The organism is Serratia sp. B501 (assembly GCF_051172315.1).
Classification (GTDB): domain Bacteria; phylum Pseudomonadota; class Gammaproteobacteria; order Enterobacterales; family Enterobacteriaceae; genus Serratia; species Serratia ureilytica.
Window position 1 is genome coordinate 110,369 of sequence record NZ_JBPIZB010000005.1, and the last position, 16,266, is coordinate 126,634.

The following is a 16,266-nucleotide window of genomic DNA, read 5'->3' on the forward strand; positions in this document are numbered from 1 at the left end:
TTTTTGCCGGTAAATTGAGCGAAAAAAGGCGTGGAGAGAGGATGAACGGTAGACCTCGGGAAAAATTTGCTGGACGCTAGTGAAAATTGGTGTGATAACTTTTGTGATTCGAACCCCGTGCCGCACGGCAAGTAAGGAGCCCGAGATGGCGACGTTTTTGAGCGAAGATTTCCTGCTGGACAGCGAATTTGCCCGGCGCTTGTATCACGACTACGCGGCGCAGCAGCCGATTTTCGATTACCACTGCCATTTGCCGCCGCAGCAGATCGCGGAGAATACCCGCTTCAGCAACCTGTACGATATCTGGCTGCGGGGCGATCACTACAAATGGCGGGCGATGCGCACCAACGGCGTGGCGGAGCGGTTATGCACCGGCGATGCGGGCGATCGCGAGAAATTCGACGCCTGGGCCGCCACGGTGCCGCACACCATCGGCAACCCGCTCTATCACTGGACGCATCTGGAGCTGCGCCGCCCGTTCGGCATCACGGATATGCTGTTGTCGCCGGCCACGGCGGATGAAATCTGGCAGCGCGGCAATGCGCTGCTGGCGCAGGATGCGTTTCGCGCGCGCGGCATCATGCAGCAAATGAACGTGAAAATGGTCGGCACCACCGACGATCCGATCGACGATCTGCGTCATCATCGGGCGATCGCCGACGATCGCAGTTTCGCTATCAAAGTGCTGCCGAGCTGGCGGCCGGACAAGGCTTTCACCATCGATGCGCCCGGCTTCAACGACTATCTGCAGCAGTTGGAGGCGGCGGCGGACACCGCCATCGGCCGCTTTAGCGCGCTGTGCGACGCCCTGTACAAGCGCATGGATTACTTTGCCGCCCACGGCTGCAAGGTGGCCGATCATGCGCTGGACGTGGTGGTGTTCGGCGAGGCCGATGAAGCGGCGCTGGATGCGATCCTGCTGCGCCGCCTGAACGGCGAGCTGCCGACGCCGGAACAGAGCGCCCAGTTCAAAAGCGCGGTGCTGCTGTTTTTGGCCGGCGAATACCGGCGTCGCGGCTGGGTGCAGCAGTATCACATCGGCGCGCTGCGCAATAACAACAGCCGCATGTTGGCCGCCGTCGGGCCGGATATCGGCTTCGACTCGATCAACGACCGGCCGCTGGCGGAACCGCTGTCGCGGCTGCTGGATGCTCAGGCGCGGCAGGGCGGTCTGCCAAAAACCATTCTCTATTGCCTCAATCCACGCGATAACGAAGTGATCGGCACCATGATCGGCAATTTTCAGGGGGAAGGCACGCCGGGCAAGATGCAGTTCGGCTCCGGCTGGTGGTTCAACGATCAGAAGGACGGCATGCAGCGCCAAATGACGCAGCTGGCCCAGCTCGGGCTGCTGAGCCGCTTCGTCGGCATGCTGACCGACAGCCGCAGCTTCTTGTCTTATACGCGCCATGAATACTTCCGCCGCATCCTTTGCCAGATGATCGGCCGCTGGGTGGCGGACGGCGAAGCGCCGGCGGATATCGCGCTGCTGGGCGAGATGGTGAAAAACATCTGTTTCGACAACGCCAAAAACTATTTCGCCATTGAACTGGCGTAGCCGTTATCCGGGACCGGTTTATGCAAAGTACGATAAAGATTCACGAGCAGGATAACGTGGCGGTGGCGCTGCGCGATCTGGCTGCCGGAGAGCGCGTTGAGCTGGAAGGCGCGGTCGTCAAACTGGCGCAGCCGGTGGCGCGCGGGCATAAATTTGCGCTCGGCCCGATCGCCGAGGGTGAAGACATCATCAAATACGGTCAGCCGATCGGCCATGCGCTCGCGGACATTGCGCCTGGGGAGCATATTCATTCGCAAAACGTCAAAACCAACCTGAGCGATCTGGACAGCTACCGTTACCAGCCGCAGTTCCCGGCGCTGCCGCCGCAGGCGGCGGATCGCGAGGTGCGGCTGTACCGACGGGCCAACGGCGAAGTGGGGATCCGCAACGAGCTGTGGATCGTGCCGACCGTCGGTTGCGTCAACGGTATCGCTCGCCAGATCCAGCAGCGCTTTTTGCAGCAAACACAGGCGGACGGGATCGACGGCGTGCATCTGTTCAGCCACCCGTTCGGCTGCTCGCAGCTGGGGCAGGATCATGCCAACACCCGCATCATGCTGCAAAACCTGGCGCGCCATCCCAATGCCGGCGCGGTGCTGGTGATCGGGCTGGGTTGCGAGAACAATCAGGTGGATGCCTTTCGCGCCACGCTGGGGATAGGGGACGAGAGGCGGTTGCGCTTTATGGTGTGCCAACAGCAGGACGACGAAGTGGAGGCCGGGCTGGCGCTGTTGCACGAGCTGTATCGGGAGATGCGCCACGATCGCCGCGAGCCGGGCCGCCTGAGCGAGCTGAAGTTCGGCCTGGAATGCGGCGGTTCGGACGGGCTGTCGGGCATTACCGCCAACCCGCTGCTGGGGCGCTTTTCCGATTATGCGATCGCCAACGGCGGCACCACGGTGCTGACCGAAGTGCCGGAGATGTTCGGCGCCGAGCGCATTCTGATGAGCCGCTGCCGCGATGGAGAAACCTTCGACAAAACCGTCGACATGATCAACGATTTCAAACGCTATTTCATCGCCCATCAGCAGCCGATTTATGAGAATCCGTCGCCGGGCAACAAGGCCGGCGGCATCACCACGCTGGAGGAGAAGTCGCTTGGCTGCACCCAAAAGGCGGGGCTAAGCCAGGTGGTGGACGTGCTGAAATACGGCGAGCGGCTGCGCGTGCCGGGGCTGAATCTGCTCAGCGCGCCGGGCAACGACGCGGTGGCGACCAGCGCGCTGGCCGGCGCCGGCTGTCATATGGTGCTGTTCAGCACCGGGCGCGGCACGCCGTACGGCGGCTTTGTGCCGACGGTGAAGCTGGCGACCAACAGCGAGCTGGCGGCGAAGAAACCGCACTGGATCGATTTTGACGCCGGCAGCCTGATCCACGGCGTGGCGATGGAGACGTTGCTCAGCCGCTTCATCGATCTGATTGTCGAGATTGCCAACGGGCGTCCGGCGCGTAATGAAACCAACGACTTTCGCGAGCTGGCGATCTTTAAAAGCGGGGTGACGCTGTAAAGCTGACAAAAAAGGCGCTCGAGGGAGCGCCTTTTTATGAAGCAACGCGCGATTAACGCACCTTCAGCGGGTCTTCGTTCGCCAGCCGCTGGTCTTCCGCCTGGCAGGCGGCGGCGGTGAACAGCACGTCGGTGGAGGAGTTGAGGGCGGTTTCCGCCGAATCCTGCAGCACGCCGATGATAAAGCCGACCGCCACCACCTGCATCGCCACGTCATTCGGAATGCCGAACATGTTGCACGCCAGCGGGATCAGCAGCAGCGAGCCGCCGGCCACGCCGGAGGCGCCGCAGGCGCACAGGGCGGCCACCACGCTCAGCAGCAGGGCGGTCGGGACGTCCACCGCGATGCCCAGCGTGTTTACCGCCGCCAGCGTCAGCACGGTGATGGTGATCGCCGCGCCGGCCATGTTGATGGTGGCGCCCAGCGGGATGGAAACCGAGTAGGTGTCCTCATTCAGATTCAGCTTTTTGCACAGCTCCATGTTCACCGGGATGTTGGCGGCGGAGCTGCGGGTGAAGAAGGCGGTCACGCCGCTCTCGCGCAGGCAGGCGAACACCAGCGGATACGGGTTGCGGCGGATCTTCCAGTACACGATCAGCGGGTTGAGCACCAGCGCTACCAGCAGCATGCAGCCGATTAACACCATCAGCAGTTGCGCATAGCCCCACAGCGCGCCGAAGCCGGTTTCCGCCAGCGTGGAGGCCACCAGGCCGAAGATGCCGAGCGGCGCACAGCGGATCACTGCGCGCACCACCAGCGTGACCGCATGGGACATGTCGTTGATCAGCCCCTTGGTGGTTTCGGAAGCGTGGCGCAGCGCCAGCCCCAGCCCGACGGCCCACGCCAGAATGCCGATGTAGTTGGCGTTAATCAGCGCATGGAACGGGTTGGCCACCACGCTCATCAACAGGCCCTTCATCACGTCCACGATGCCGCCTGGCGGGGTGATGTCGGTTGCGCCGGTGGTCAGCGCCAGCGTGGAAGGGAAGATAAAGCTGACGACGACCGCCACCAGCGCCGCAGCGAAGGTGCCCAGCAGATAGAGGAACAGGATGGGGCGAATGTTGGTTTTCTGCCCCTGTTTATGGTTGGCGATCGAGGCCATCACCAGTATCAGCACCAGCAGTGGCGCTACCGCTTTCAGCGCGCCGACGAACAGGGTGCCGAGCAGGCCGACCGCCGCTGCCGCCGCCGGTGAAACCAGCGCCACCAGAATGCCGGCCACCAGGCCGACCATGATTTGTTTGACCAGGCTGCCCTGCGTGATCTTTTGTAGTAGTTTTTGCATAGTGCTTCTCTTCCTGATGTTATCTGGCCGCCGCGGCGGGAACGACGCCGGACAGCTTTATATGATTCTGTAACTAAGTGTGTTTGCCGAATCAGTATTCAGTAATCGAATGATGTTGGAAAGAGGCGAGGGTGAAATTCTGAGCGCGGATCAACACTTGATAACATACTGGTTACATTTGTGTGATCGTAATAACGTTTGGCGTTTTGGGGGAATTGCCAAACAATCGCGGGGCGACTAGCGCCCCGGATAACAGATTATGGTTATTTCTTCGCCAGGCGATCGTTGCGGCGATTGACCCAGGCGTTGATCAGCAAGGTGAGCGTCAGGATGCCCGCCACCACGCCGAGCGAGATACCGATCGGGATGTGGAAGAAGTCGATTATCAGCATCTTGATACCGATAAACACCAGGATCACCGACAGGCCGTATTTCAGCATCGAGAAACGTTCCGCCACGTTGGCCAGCAGGAAGTACATGGCGCGCAGGCCCATGATGGCGAACAGGTTAGAGGTCAGCACGATGAACGGGTCGGTGGTCACGGCGAAAATCGCCGGGATGCTGTCCACCGCGAAAATCACGTCGCTCAGTTCCACCAGGATCAGCACCAGCACCAGCGGGGTGGCGAACAGGATGCCGTTGCGGCGCACGAAGAAACGCTCGCCTTCCAGGCTGTCGGTCATGCGCAGGCGGCTGCGCAGCCATTTCACCAGCGGCTTGTCGCCGATTGCCGAGTCGTCTTCCTTCGCCAGCGCCATCTTGATACCGGTGAACAGCAGGAAAGCGCCGAACAGATACAGCAGCCACTGGAACTGGCTGACCAGCCAACTGCCGGCGAAGATCATGATGGTACGCAGCACGATCGCCCCCAACACGCCGTAGATCAGCACCCGCCGCTGCAGGTTGGCCGGCACGGCGAAGTAGCTGAACAGCATCAGCCAGACGAACACGTTATCCACCGCCAGCGCTTTTTCGATCAGGTAGCCGGTCAGGAAGGCCAGCGCCTGGGTATCGGCGACGGCGCGCCCGGCGGTTTCATTCAGGTAGTACCAGAAACCGAAATTGAACAGCAGAGAGAGGCTGACCCACACCAGCGACCAACTGGCGGCCTGCTTCAGGGTCATGGTGTGCGCGCCTTTACGGCCCTGCAACAGGAGGTCGATTGCGAGCATCACGACTATGACGGCGGCGAAGCTGCCCCATAACCACGGTGTGCCAACGGAATTCATCATCAGAGGTATCCTTCAAAAACAAAAACGGCCAACGTCGGAAGACGCCAGCCGCTCTGTGAACGCTGCAAGCAAACCTCGCCTTCCGGCAAGGTCTCACTTACAACGTTGATGAAGGTGGTTACACCTTTGACATCAGGTTGCCCGGTAACCGGATGCTTGCGCATCGTAATGACGATTGACCGGCAATGAAGTTACTCCCCTTTGCAGAGCAGAAAGTAATGCAAAATGTGTCGGCGGTCAACGTGAATCGCGTTAGCCGGCCAACGCTTTTTGCGCGCCCAGGCTGACGACGAATCCCTGCAGCAGCAGGCGGCTGAACGGCGTGTCGCTAACCTGTTGTTGTTGCTGCTGATAGCGAGCCTGCTGCTCGGGATGCAGCTCGCCGAGCCACTGCAGATACTGGCTCATCACCGCGCCGTTGAATTCCGGGTGGAACTGGGTGGTCAGGGCATGATCGCCATAGCGCAGGATCTGGTGCGCGTCCTGCTGCGAACGCGCCAGCGTCTGCGCGCCGGCGGGCGGCGTCAGCACGCTCTGCGAGTGGATCAGGTTGGCTTTGAAGCGCGGTGGCAGCAGGGTGAGCCGCCGGTCTTCGGCCGCGGCGGGCAGCAGTTCGATCTCCAGCGTGCCCACCTCCATGCCCTGCGGGTGGTAACCCACTTCGCCACCGAGCGCGTAGGCCAACAGCTGGTGGCCGTAGCAGACGCCGAACAGCGGCAGTTTGAGCGCCATCGCCTGGCGCAGCCACTCGGCCGCCGCCTCGCTCCACGGTAGCTGTTCGGTCACCATCGCCGGCGAGCCGGTGATGACCACGCCGCAATAGGCGGCCGGCGGCAACGGCCGCTCGCCGGCGGGCAAGTGTACGATGTGCGCGCGTTCGGCGTCGATATTACCCTGTTGCAGGAACATGCCATCAAAGTTGGCCAATTCCTGACGAATGGCCTGCGGCGCGTCGCCGGTTTGCATCACGAGCAGCGGTTTCATCTCATTCTCCGTCGGCGGGGAAGACGACGCCGGTCTGGCGGCGGATATCGGTCAGCAGGCGGGCGACGATCAGCGAATTCTCCAGCCCCGGATGTTCCACCCGGTGATTTTCCACCAGCTCGGCGAAGGCCAGCGCTTCATACAGCATGGTGTTGATGTGCTGCGGCTGGCTCAGATCTTGGCGGTTGCCGCCGCGCGGCGTCAGCGCCACGCCCTGACACTCGGAAATCTTGTCGATAATCAGCGTGCCTTCCTCTCCCTGGATCTCGCTGGGGATCGCCGAGTCGCTGACCTTGGAATGGGAAAGCGTGACGTCGAAATCGCCGTAGTTCAGGCAGACGGTGCCGTGGGCGTCCACACCGGTATCGAGCAGCGTGGCGCTGGCGAGCACCGACTGCGGCGCGCCGAACAGCGCCACCGCGCTGGCCAGGCAGTAGTAGCCGATATCCATGATGGAGCCGTTGGAGAACTGCGGGTTAAACGTGTTGGGGTTCTCGCCGGCCAGGTAGCGCGGGTAGCGCGAAGAGTATTGGCAGTAGTTGATGAAGGCTTTGCGCAGCCGGCCGACTTTCGGCAATGCCTGCTGCAGCGCCAGAAAATTCGGCAGATAGGCGCTTTTGAACGCTTCGAACAGCACCACCTGATTTTCCCGCGCGCAGGCCGCCAGCTGTTCCGCTTCGCGCTGGTTGGAGGCCAGCGGTTTTTCACAGATCACGTGCTTTTTATGGCGCAGGAACAGCAGCGATTGCGGGCAGTGCAGGGAATTGGGGCTGGCGATATATACCGCGTCTATGGCGTCGGACTGGGCCATCGCCTCGAGCGAGTCGAAAAACTGCGTGACCTGATAGTTGGCGCCAAACGCCTGCGCCTGTTCCAGCGAGCGTGAATACACGGCGCTCAGCTTGAGTTTGCCGCTCTCATGGGCGGCATCGATAAAACGTTCCGTAATCCAGTTGGTGCCGACGACGGCAAAGCGAATCATGGCGAACTCCGGTCCAGGCTTAAAACCGCAGATTATCACGCCCTCATTCGCTATGCATACAGCTCGCCGAACAGCGAAAGGTGCGTCAGATACAGCCGGGTATCGAACTCCAACTGGTGGTAATCCGGCTCCATATGGCAACACAGGCTGTAGAACGCCTTGTTGTGATCTTTCTCTTTCAGGTGCGCCAGCTCATGCACCACGATCATGCGCAGGAACGGTTCGGGCGCGACCTTGAACACCGTCGCCACGCGGATTTCCGCCTTGGCCTTCAGCTTGCCGCCCTGCACGCGCGAGATGGCGGTGTGCAGGCCCAGCGCGTGCTTCATGACGTGGATCTTGCTGTCGTAGGCCACCTTGCTCAGCGGCTGGGCGTTGCGCAGATACTGGTTTTTCAGATCGACGGTAAACTGATACAGCGACTTGTCGGTGGTGCAGTCGTGCACCTGCGGATAGCGCTGCAGCAGCACGTCTCCCAGCCGGTTCTGGTGGATCAATTGCTGCACCTGGCTTTGCAGATGCGCCGGGTAGCCTTGCAGGTAGGTCAATTCAGACATTCTTGTTCCGTATCAACGGCCATTCAGCCGGTCATTCTATGCTGTTTTTTCGCTCAAATCCTGACATACGCAATTTATCCGAAAAAACATTTTACTGACGGGCGTTTTTAGGGGATAAACAGCCCAAATTTTATCAGTCAGGAGGGGCAATGAGCCAACTCGATCTGGGAACACAGCAACTTGAGCTGGAGCGTTATCCCCAACAGGAAGAATCCACCCAGCTGCAGGCGTGGGAAGCGGCGGACGAATATCTGCTGCAACAGCTTGAAAACGTAGATATCGGTGGCCGCCCGGTGCTGATTTTCAACGATAACTTCGGCACCCTGGCCTGTGCGCTGCACGCGCATCGTCCTTACAGCGTCAGCGACTCGTACATGAGCCAGCTGGCGACGCGTCACAACCTCAAGCTCAACGGTCTGGATCCTGAGCAGGTCACGCTGTTGGACAGTCTGGCCGAGCTGCCGGCGGCGCCGGCGGTGGTGCTGATTCGCGTGCCGAAAGCGCTGGCGCTGCTGGAACAGCAGCTGCGCGCGCTGCGCCACGTCGTGACCGAAGACACGCTGATCGTCGCCGGCGCCAAAGCGCGCGACGTGCATACTTCGACGATGCAGCTGTTTGAAAAGGTGCTGGGCCCAACGCGCACCAGCCTGGCGTGGAAGAAGGCGCGCCTGATCTTCTGCCAGGCGGCGGACATCGTCCCGCCGGCGGCGGCGGAAACCACCAACTGGACGCTGGACGGCACCGATTGGCTGATCCACAACCACGCCAACGTCTTCTCGCGCGGCAGCCTGGATATCGGCGCGCGCCTGTTCCTGGAGCATCTGCCGCGCGGCCTGAATGGCCATATCGTCGATCTGGGCTGCGGCAACGGCGTGATTGGCCTGACGGCGCTGGCGCAGAATCCTGACGCGCAGGTGACTTTCGTCGATGAATCCTACATGGCGGTGGCCTCCAGCGAGCTGAACGTGGAGCACAACCTGCCGCAAGAGCTGGACCGCTGCCAGTTTGAGGTGAACAACGCGCTGGCGGGCATCGAGCGCGAAAGCGTGCAGGCGGTGCTGTGCAACCCGCCGTTCCACCAGCAACACGCCATTACCGATCACACCGCCTGGCAGATGTTCTGCGACGCCAAGCGCTGCCTGCAAGTGGGCGGCGAACTGCGCATCGTCGGCAACCGTCACCTCGACTACCATCAGAAGCTCAAACGTCTGTTCGGCAACTGCACGCTGGTGGCCTCGAACAAGAAGTTCGTGATCTTGAGAGCGGTGAAATCCGGCGCGCGTCGCTGAGAATCAATAACAAGGGGCGCGGTGCGCCCTTTTTTTACAGCGCCATCGCCAGCCGCGTGCCCTGATCGATCGCGCGGCGGGCGTCCAGCTCGGCAGCCACGTCGGCGCCGCCGATCAGATGCACGGTTTTCCCCATCGCCAGCAGCGGCTGCTGCAGTTCGCGGCGCGGTTCCTGCCCGGCGCAAATGACCACCGTGTCCACCGGCAGGCAGCTGTCTTGCTCGGCGCGGGTGATGTGCAGCCCTTCGTCGTCGATCAGCCGATAGCTGACGCTGTTGAGCATCTTCACGCCGCGCATCGCCAGGCTGGCGCGGTGGATCCAACCGGTGGTTTTCCCCAGACCTTCGCCCACCTTGCTGGTTTTGCGCTGCAACAGGTAGATCTGCCGGGCGGCGCGTGGTGCCTGCGGGCCTTGCGCCGCCAGCCCGCCGCGTTGCTCAAGGCGGCCGTCGATGCCCCATTCGCGGTTGAATTCCGCCTGATCCAGGCTGCTGGAGACGCCGTGTTGGCTAAGGTACTCGGCGGTGTCGAAGCCGATGCCGCCGGCGCCGATGATCGCCACCCGCTGGCCGACCGGTTTTTTATCGCGCAGCACATCCAGATAGCTCAGCACCTTGGCGTGCCCGATGCCGGGAATATCCGGGGTGCGCGGCACGATGCCGCAGGCGAGGATCACCTCATCGAATTCGCTTAAATCCGCCGCCTCGACCTTGACGCCCAGTTTGACCGTCACTTCACGCAGCGCCAGCTGGCGGCGGAAGTAACGCAGGGTTTCATGGAATTCTTCCTTGCCGGGGATCTGCTTGGCGATGTTGAACTGGCCGCCGATCTGCTCGGCAGCGTCGAACAATGTCACCTGATGGCCACGGCTGGCGGCGGTGGTGGCAAACGCCAGCCCGGCGGGGCCGGCGCCGACCACCGCCAGTTTTTTCGGCTTTTCCGCCATCGTCAGCGGCATTTCGGTTTCACGGCAGGCGCGCGGGTTGACCAGACAGGAAGTCAGCTTACCTTCAAAGATCTGGTCGAGACAGGCCTGGTTGCAACCGATGCAGGTATTGATCTCGTCGGCGCGCCCCTCGGCGGCTTTCTGCACAAAGGCGGCGTCGGCGAGGAACGGGCGCGCCATCGACACCATGTCGGCGCAGCCGTCCGCCAGCACCTGCTCGGCTACCGCCGGATCGTTGATGCGGTTGGTGGTGATCAGCGGGATGCTGACCTTGCCCATCAGCTTGCGGGTCACCCAGCTGAATCCGGCGCGCGGCACCATGGTGGCGATGGTCGGAATACGCGCTTCGTGCCAGCCGATGCCGGTATTGATGATCGTGGTGCCCGCCTGTTCGATCGCCAGCGCCAGCTGCTCGATCTCCTGCCAGCTGGAGCCATCTTCCACCAGATCGAGCATCGACAGCCGGTAGATCAGAATGAATTCCGGGCCCACCGCCTGGCGTACCGCCTTGACGGTTTCGACGGCGAAGCGCATGCGGTTGGTGAAGCTGCCGCCCCATTGGTCGTCGCGCTGATTGGTGCGCGTCGTCAAGAATTGGTTGATCAGATAGCCCTCGGATCCCATCACCTCAACGCCGTCATAGCCGGCCTGCTGCGCCAGCGCCGCGCAGCGGGCGAAGTCGGCGATAGTCTGCTCGATCTCCGCTGCGCTGAGCGCGCTCGGCGTAAACGGGTTGATCGGCGCCTGCAGCGCGGAAGGGGCCACCAGCTTGGGTTGATAGCTGTAACGGCCGGTGTGCAGGATCTGCAGCGCAATTTTGCCGCCCGCCCGGTGGACGGCTTCAGTCACCGGGCGGTGGTGAGGCAATTGCTCCTCGCTGTTGAGGATCGAACCGCCGCGAAACACCACGCCCTGTTCGTTCGGGGCAATGCCGCCGGTGACGATCAGCGCCACGCCGGCGGCGGCGCGCTCGGCATAGAACGCGGCCAGGCGCTGCGGGCCGTCGGGCAGCTCTTCCAGGCCGGTATGCATCGATCCCATCAGCACCCGGTTTTTCAGGGTGGTGAAGCCGAGATCCAGCGGCGCCAGCAGGTGAGGGTAATTGCTCATTGCACTCTCCATCGGGTGAAATCGGGGCCCGTTGTTATAATTATGTGAACACAAGTGGTCGGATGAGATAAATCTAGCCGTTGTCGCGCCGCTTGGGAATCTGCGTTGCGCCGAATGTGATAGATGTCATGAATCTCAGACTCTGTTTGCATAACGAACAAAAGATCGGTTAGCCTTTACGCGTTGTAAATTCCTTCTCTCTGCGGAGCCATCACCGAAAATGAACACCCACACCTGTTGATATCGTGTCCCACGCTGTGCGCTCTCGCGCCCTGTGGGGATGTTTTGATCTCATTCAGGAGTGCTTATGGCTCATTCAGCGCAGTCCCCTTATTTCGTTTTACATCAACTGACCTGCCAATTTGCTGACGGCGAAACGCTGTTCGGCCCGCTGGATCTCGCTTTCGACCGGCAGCGCTGCGGTCTGGTAGGGCGCAACGGCGTCGGCAAAACCCAGCTGCTGCGCCTGATCGCCGGGCGGGATCAACCGGGCAACGGGCACGTCGAATCTCATGCCGCAGTAGCTTACGTTGCACAGCAACCGGAGATCGCCGCGGACACCACGCTGGCCCAGCTGTTGGGCTATGGCGAGGTGTTCGCCGCGCTGGCGCGTCTCGAGCAGGGGCGGCCGCTGGCGGACGATATCGATCGTCTGGAAGGGCGATGGGATCTCCACGATCGCCTGCAAAACGCCTTCGCCGCCGCCGGGCTGCCGGCCTTCGATCCGTTGCGATCCGCCAGTTCGCTGAGCGGCGGCGAGCGGATGCGCGCGGCGCTGTGCGGCGCCTTGCTCGGCGAGGCGGATTTTCTGCTGCTGGACGAACCGACCAACCATCTCGACAGCGTCGGGCGCGCCTGGCTATATCAGCAACTGGATCAGTGGCGGGGCGGGTTGCTGATCGCCAGCCATGACCGGCAGCTGCTGGCGCGCATGGAGCGCATCGTTGAATTGACGCCCGGCGCGCTGCGCAGCTACGGCGGCAACTATGATGACTACCGGCGCCAGCGCGATACGGAGCAGCAGGCGGCGCGCGCCGATCTGGAGCATGCACGCGAGGAGCGCCGCCGCACCCGCGCCCGCCAACAGAAAGAGCACGACATGAGCCAGCGGCGCTCGGCGCAAACGCTGCGCGTCGTCGATACGCTGAATATCGCCTCTTTCGAGCGGGTGGCCTACAAGTCGGCGGCGAAGGAGAGCCTCGGCACGCTGCGCAAACAGCATCAGGATCGGCGCGACAGCCTCGATGCGGCGGTGCGCGAAGCCTACCAGCGGGTGGAAGAGGAACAGCCGGTGTTGCTGGCGCTGCCGGGCAGTGAAGTGAGCGCGAACAAGCAGGTGCTGGTGCTCGAGCGGCTGCAGCTGCCGTTCGTCAGCGCGCCGCCGCTGGATCTGCGTATCGACGGCCCGATGCGCGTGGCGTTGACCGGCCCCAACGGCTGCGGCAAATCCACTTTGCTGAAGACTATTCTCGGCCGGCTGGCGGCGCTTTCCGGCCATTGTCATTGTCCGCTGTCGACCGCCTACCTCGATCAAACCCTGTCGCAGCTCGACCCGGGCCTGTCGGTGATGGAGCATCTGGGGCTACAGGATTCGCCGTTGGCGGAAGGCGCGTTGCGCACCCGGCTGGCGCAGCTGCAGCTTGGCGCGGATCGCATCGCGTTGCCGCTGGGCTCGCTGAGCGGCGGTGAACGGCTGAAGGCGGCGTTGGCCTGCGCGCTGTGGCGGCGACAACCGGCGCAGCTGCTGTTGCTCGACGAGCCGACCAACCACCTGGATCTGGCGTCGTCGCTGGCGATTGAAACCGCGCTGGCGGATTTCCCCGGCGCGATGATGGTGGTGTCGCACGACGAAGACTTCCTGCAGGCGCTGCGGCCGACGCACCGCCTGCACCGACAGGCGGACGGCTGGTGGCTTCAGGCCTGGTGAGGCAGGTGGGCGGCGCTCTGACTTAGTGCGGGGCGTTGATGCACGCCAACAGTTGGGTGAAGGCGGCGGCCATCTGCTCTTCCGGCACGCAGGCAAAACCCATCAGCAGGCCGCGCCGCCGATTGGGCAGCATGTAGTAGCGCGACAGCGGCCGCACCAGCACCCCTTGCGCGCCGGCGGCGGCGGCGATCGCCACGTCGTCGGCCTCGTCCGGCAGGTTGAGGATCAGGTGCAATCCGGCGTTGCTGTTGAACTCGCTGAGCGCCTGTTTGCCGAGGTGCCGTTCGATCAAGCCGGTCAGGAAGGCGCGCCGCCGGGCGTACAGCAGCCGCATGCGGCGGATATGCGCGGTGTAGTGCCCCGCCTGGATGAACTCCGCCAGCGCGCTCTGGATCAGCAGGTGCCCGCCGCGATAGAGCTCGGCGTGGGCGGTTTTCAGCGCCTGCACCAGCGGCGGCGGTAACACCACATAGCCGAGGCGCAGCGCCGGGTAGAGTGTTTTGCTGAAGGTGCCGATGTAGATCACCGGCGCGTCGGCTTCCAGCCCTTGCAGCGCCGGGATCGGTTGGCCGGAAAAGCGGAATTCGCTGTCGTAGTCGTCCTCGACGATCCAACCGCCGGCGTTGCGCGCCAGCGCCAGCAGTCGTTGGCGGCGCGCCAGGCTCATCACCGAGCCGAGCGGATACTGGTGCGACGGGGTGACGAAGATCAGCCGCGGCGGGTTGGTCGGCTGCTCCGGCGGCACCAGCCCGGCTTCGTCCACCGCCAGCGGGCAGATGTTCAGCGCATTGATGCGCAGGATATTGCGGATCCCCCAATAGCCCGGCTCTTCGATCCAGGCGTCATCCCCCGGATTGCACAACATGCGCGTCACCAGATCGATCGCCTGATGGATGCCCTCGGTGATCAGGATCTGTTCCGGCGAGCAGCGCACCGAGCGCGCCACCCGTAAATACTCCACCAGTGCATGCTGTAGCTCCGGGCTGCCGCCCTGATTGCTGTAGGTCAGCCGCTGCGGCGTCGGGCGGCGGCTGAGGCGCGCCTGGATCTTGCTGAACAGCTGATGAGGAAAGGCGTTGACGTCGGGCACGCCGGGAATGAACGCCCCCCACTGTTTGGGGCTGGCGCTGGCGTGGTGCAGCAGCGTGGCGCCGCGCTCCGACAGTTCGACGCGCCGCGGTTGCCCGCTGCCGTCCGCCGGAGCGCCGCCGGTGGAGAGGCAGCTGTCCGGCACCGTGTCAGCGACGAAGGTGCCGCTGCCGGCGCGCGCCGACACGTAGCCTTCCGCCAGCAGTTGTTCATAAACGGTTAACACGGTGTTGCGGGACAGGCTGAGCTCCTGCGCCAGATCGCGTGAGGCGGGCAGGCGGCTGGAGGGCGGCAGGCTGCCGTCGAGAATGCTGGTGCGGATCGCGTTATAAAGCCGCTTGTGCAGCTTGTCATCGGACTGTTCGCCGAGGCGCTGCAGCAACAGATCACCACTCAATGAGCGCAATTGGATCCCTCAATTATTCGTAACTGGCACTCGATTATAGGGCCACATCCTGTGTAAATAAACGGCATTGTTTCACGAATGTGAACGAAACGTGTAACTGGCACCGACCGGAGAGAACAGCATGAAAAACGCAGAATTGAACCAACGCCGTCAGGACGCCACCCCGCGCGGAGTGGGCGTGATGTGTGGTTTTTACGCCGAGCGCGCAGAGAACGCCACGCTGTGGGATGTGGAGGGCAAAGAAGTGATCGACTTTGCTTCGGGGATCGCCGTGCTGAACACCGGGCACCGTCACCCGAAGGTGATCGCCGCAATTGAAAAGCAGCTGCAGGCCTTCACCCACACCGCCTATCAGATCGTTCCTTACGAAAGCTATGTTTCTTTGGCGGAGCGCATCAACCAGCGCGCGCCGATCGCCGGTCCGTGTAAAACCGCTTTCTTCACCACCGGCGCGGAAGCGGTGGAAAACGCGGTGAAGATCGCCCGCGCTTACACCGGCCGTCCGGGCTTGATCACCTTCGGCGGCGGCTTCCACGGCCGCACCTATATGACCATGGCGCTGACCGGCAAAGTGGCGCCTTACAAACTGGGCTTTGGCCCATTCCCCGGCTCGGTGTTCCACGGCCAGTACCCGAACGCGCTGTACGGCGTGACCACCGAAGACGCGATGAACAGCCTGGATCGCCTGTTTAAAGCGGATATCGATCCCAAGCAGGTGGCGGCCATTGTGCTGGAGCCGGTGCAGGGCGAGGGCGGTTTCAACGTGGCGCCGGCCGATTTCATGCAGGCGCTGCGCGCGCTGTGCGACCAGCACGGCATCCTGCTGATCGCCGACGAAGTGCAGACCGGCTTCGCCCGTACCGGCAAGCTGTTCGCCATGGAGCACTACAGCGTTAAGCCCGATTTGATCACTATGGCGAAAAGCCTGGCGGGCGGCATGCCGCTGTCGGCGGTGGCGGGCCGCGCCGAGGTGATGGACGCGCCGGCGCCGGGCGGGCTGGGCGGCACCTATGCCGGTAACCCGCTGGCGGTGGCCGCCGCGCACGCGGTGCTGGACGTGATCGACGAAGAGCAGCTGTGCCAGCGCGCCGAGCGCTTGGGGCAGCACCTGGTGGAAGTGTTGCAGCAGGCGCGCAAAACCAGCCCGGCGATCGCCGATGTGCGCGCGCAGGGATCGATGGTGGCGGTAGAGTTCAACGATCCGGTTACCGGCAAGCCTTCGGCGGAGATCACCCGTCAGGTGCAGCAGAAGGCGATGGAGGAAGGGCTGCTGCTGTTGAGCTGCGGCGTGAACGGCAACGTGATCCGCTTCCTCTACCCGCTGACTATCCCGGACGATCAGTTCACCAAGGCGATGGGCATTCTGTCCCGCGCGCTGGCCCACTAAGGA

At 62.8% G+C, this 16,266-nt stretch carries 12 protein-coding genes; 5 read left to right on the forward strand and 7 right to left on the reverse strand.

The annotated features are described in order from the left end of the window. The first annotated feature begins 145 nt into the window (after window positions 1-145). Window positions 146-1,558, forward strand: coding sequence for a glucuronate isomerase (uxaC, locus tag ACSBQV_RS16760; protein WP_117187582.1), 1,413 nt, complete (start codon window positions 146-148; stop codon window positions 1,556-1,558). A gap of 20 nt (window positions 1,559-1,578) precedes the next feature. Beyond that, window positions 1,579-3,066 (forward strand): UxaA family hydrolase, encoded by a 1,488-nt coding sequence (locus ACSBQV_RS16765; protein WP_099783945.1) that lies wholly within the window; start codon window positions 1,579-1,581, stop codon window positions 3,064-3,066. A 52-nt stretch (window positions 3,067-3,118) separates the two neighbouring features. Here ACSBQV_RS16765 and sstT read toward each other — a convergent pair whose 3' ends face one another. From sstT to ACSBQV_RS16790, 5 genes are all read right to left on the reverse strand, one after another. Continuing rightward, window positions 3,119-4,354 carry a serine/threonine transporter SstT gene (sstT, locus tag ACSBQV_RS16770; protein WP_047573594.1) on the reverse strand — a complete coding sequence of 412 codons (1,236 nt, stop codon included), beginning with the start codon at window positions 4,352-4,354 and terminating at the stop codon, window positions 3,119-3,121. A 263-nt stretch (window positions 4,355-4,617) separates the two neighbouring features. Then, window positions 4,618-5,586, reverse strand: coding sequence for a TerC family protein (locus tag ACSBQV_RS16775; RefSeq protein WP_025304345.1), 969 nt, complete (start codon window positions 5,584-5,586; stop codon window positions 4,618-4,620). A gap of 252 nt (window positions 5,587-5,838) precedes the next feature. Beyond that, entirely contained in the window at window positions 5,839-6,570 is a 732-nt protein-coding gene (locus tag ACSBQV_RS16780; RefSeq protein WP_089195209.1) for a glutamine amidotransferase, read from the reverse strand. Window position 6,571: 1 nt separating this feature from the next. Next, window positions 6,572-7,552 (reverse strand): Gfo/Idh/MocA family protein, encoded by a 981-nt coding sequence (locus ACSBQV_RS16785; protein WP_075685009.1) that lies wholly within the window; start codon window positions 7,550-7,552, stop codon window positions 6,572-6,574. Between the two features lie 50 nt (window positions 7,553-7,602). Continuing rightward, window positions 7,603-8,109, reverse strand: coding sequence for a M48 metallopeptidase family protein (locus ACSBQV_RS16790; protein ID WP_033632026.1), 507 nt, complete (start codon window positions 8,107-8,109; stop codon window positions 7,603-7,605). A 149-nt stretch (window positions 8,110-8,258) separates the two neighbouring features. On the opposite strand from ACSBQV_RS16790, the gene rlmG reads away from it, so the two are divergent. Then, complete coding sequence (gene rlmG / locus ACSBQV_RS16795; RefSeq protein WP_033651272.1) at window positions 8,259-9,398, forward strand: 23S rRNA (guanine(1835)-N(2))-methyltransferase RlmG; 1,140 nt, start codon at window positions 8,259-8,261, stop codon at window positions 9,396-9,398. Between the two features lie 34 nt (window positions 9,399-9,432). On the opposite strand, the gene ACSBQV_RS16800 is transcribed toward rlmG, so the two are convergent. Beyond that, window positions 9,433-11,454: an NADPH-dependent 2,4-dienoyl-CoA reductase gene (locus tag ACSBQV_RS16800; RefSeq protein ID WP_099783947.1), complete on the reverse strand. Its 2,022-nt coding sequence runs from the start codon at window positions 11,452-11,454 to the stop codon at window positions 9,433-9,435. A gap of 307 nt (window positions 11,455-11,761) precedes the next feature. Between ACSBQV_RS16800 and ACSBQV_RS16805 the strand changes: the two genes are divergently transcribed. Beyond that, entirely contained in the window at window positions 11,762-13,381 is a 1,620-nt protein-coding gene (locus ACSBQV_RS16805) for an ABC-F family ATP-binding cassette domain-containing protein (protein ID WP_099783949.1), read from the forward strand. Window positions 13,382-13,403: 22 nt separating this feature from the next. Here the strand turns inward: ACSBQV_RS16805 and ACSBQV_RS16810 are convergent, their stop codons facing one another. Continuing rightward, window positions 13,404-14,876 carry a PLP-dependent aminotransferase family protein gene (locus tag ACSBQV_RS16810; RefSeq protein ID WP_099783951.1) on the reverse strand — a complete coding sequence of 491 codons (1,473 nt, stop codon included), beginning with the start codon at window positions 14,874-14,876 and terminating at the stop codon, window positions 13,404-13,406. Window positions 14,877-14,997: 121 nt separating this feature from the next. Here ACSBQV_RS16810 and ACSBQV_RS16815 point away from each other — a divergent pair, with 121 nt between their 5' ends. Continuing rightward, complete coding sequence (locus tag ACSBQV_RS16815; protein WP_094143336.1) at window positions 14,998-16,263, forward strand: 4-aminobutyrate--2-oxoglutarate transaminase; 1,266 nt, start codon at window positions 14,998-15,000, stop codon at window positions 16,261-16,263. Window positions 16,264-16,266 lie beyond the last annotated feature (3 nt).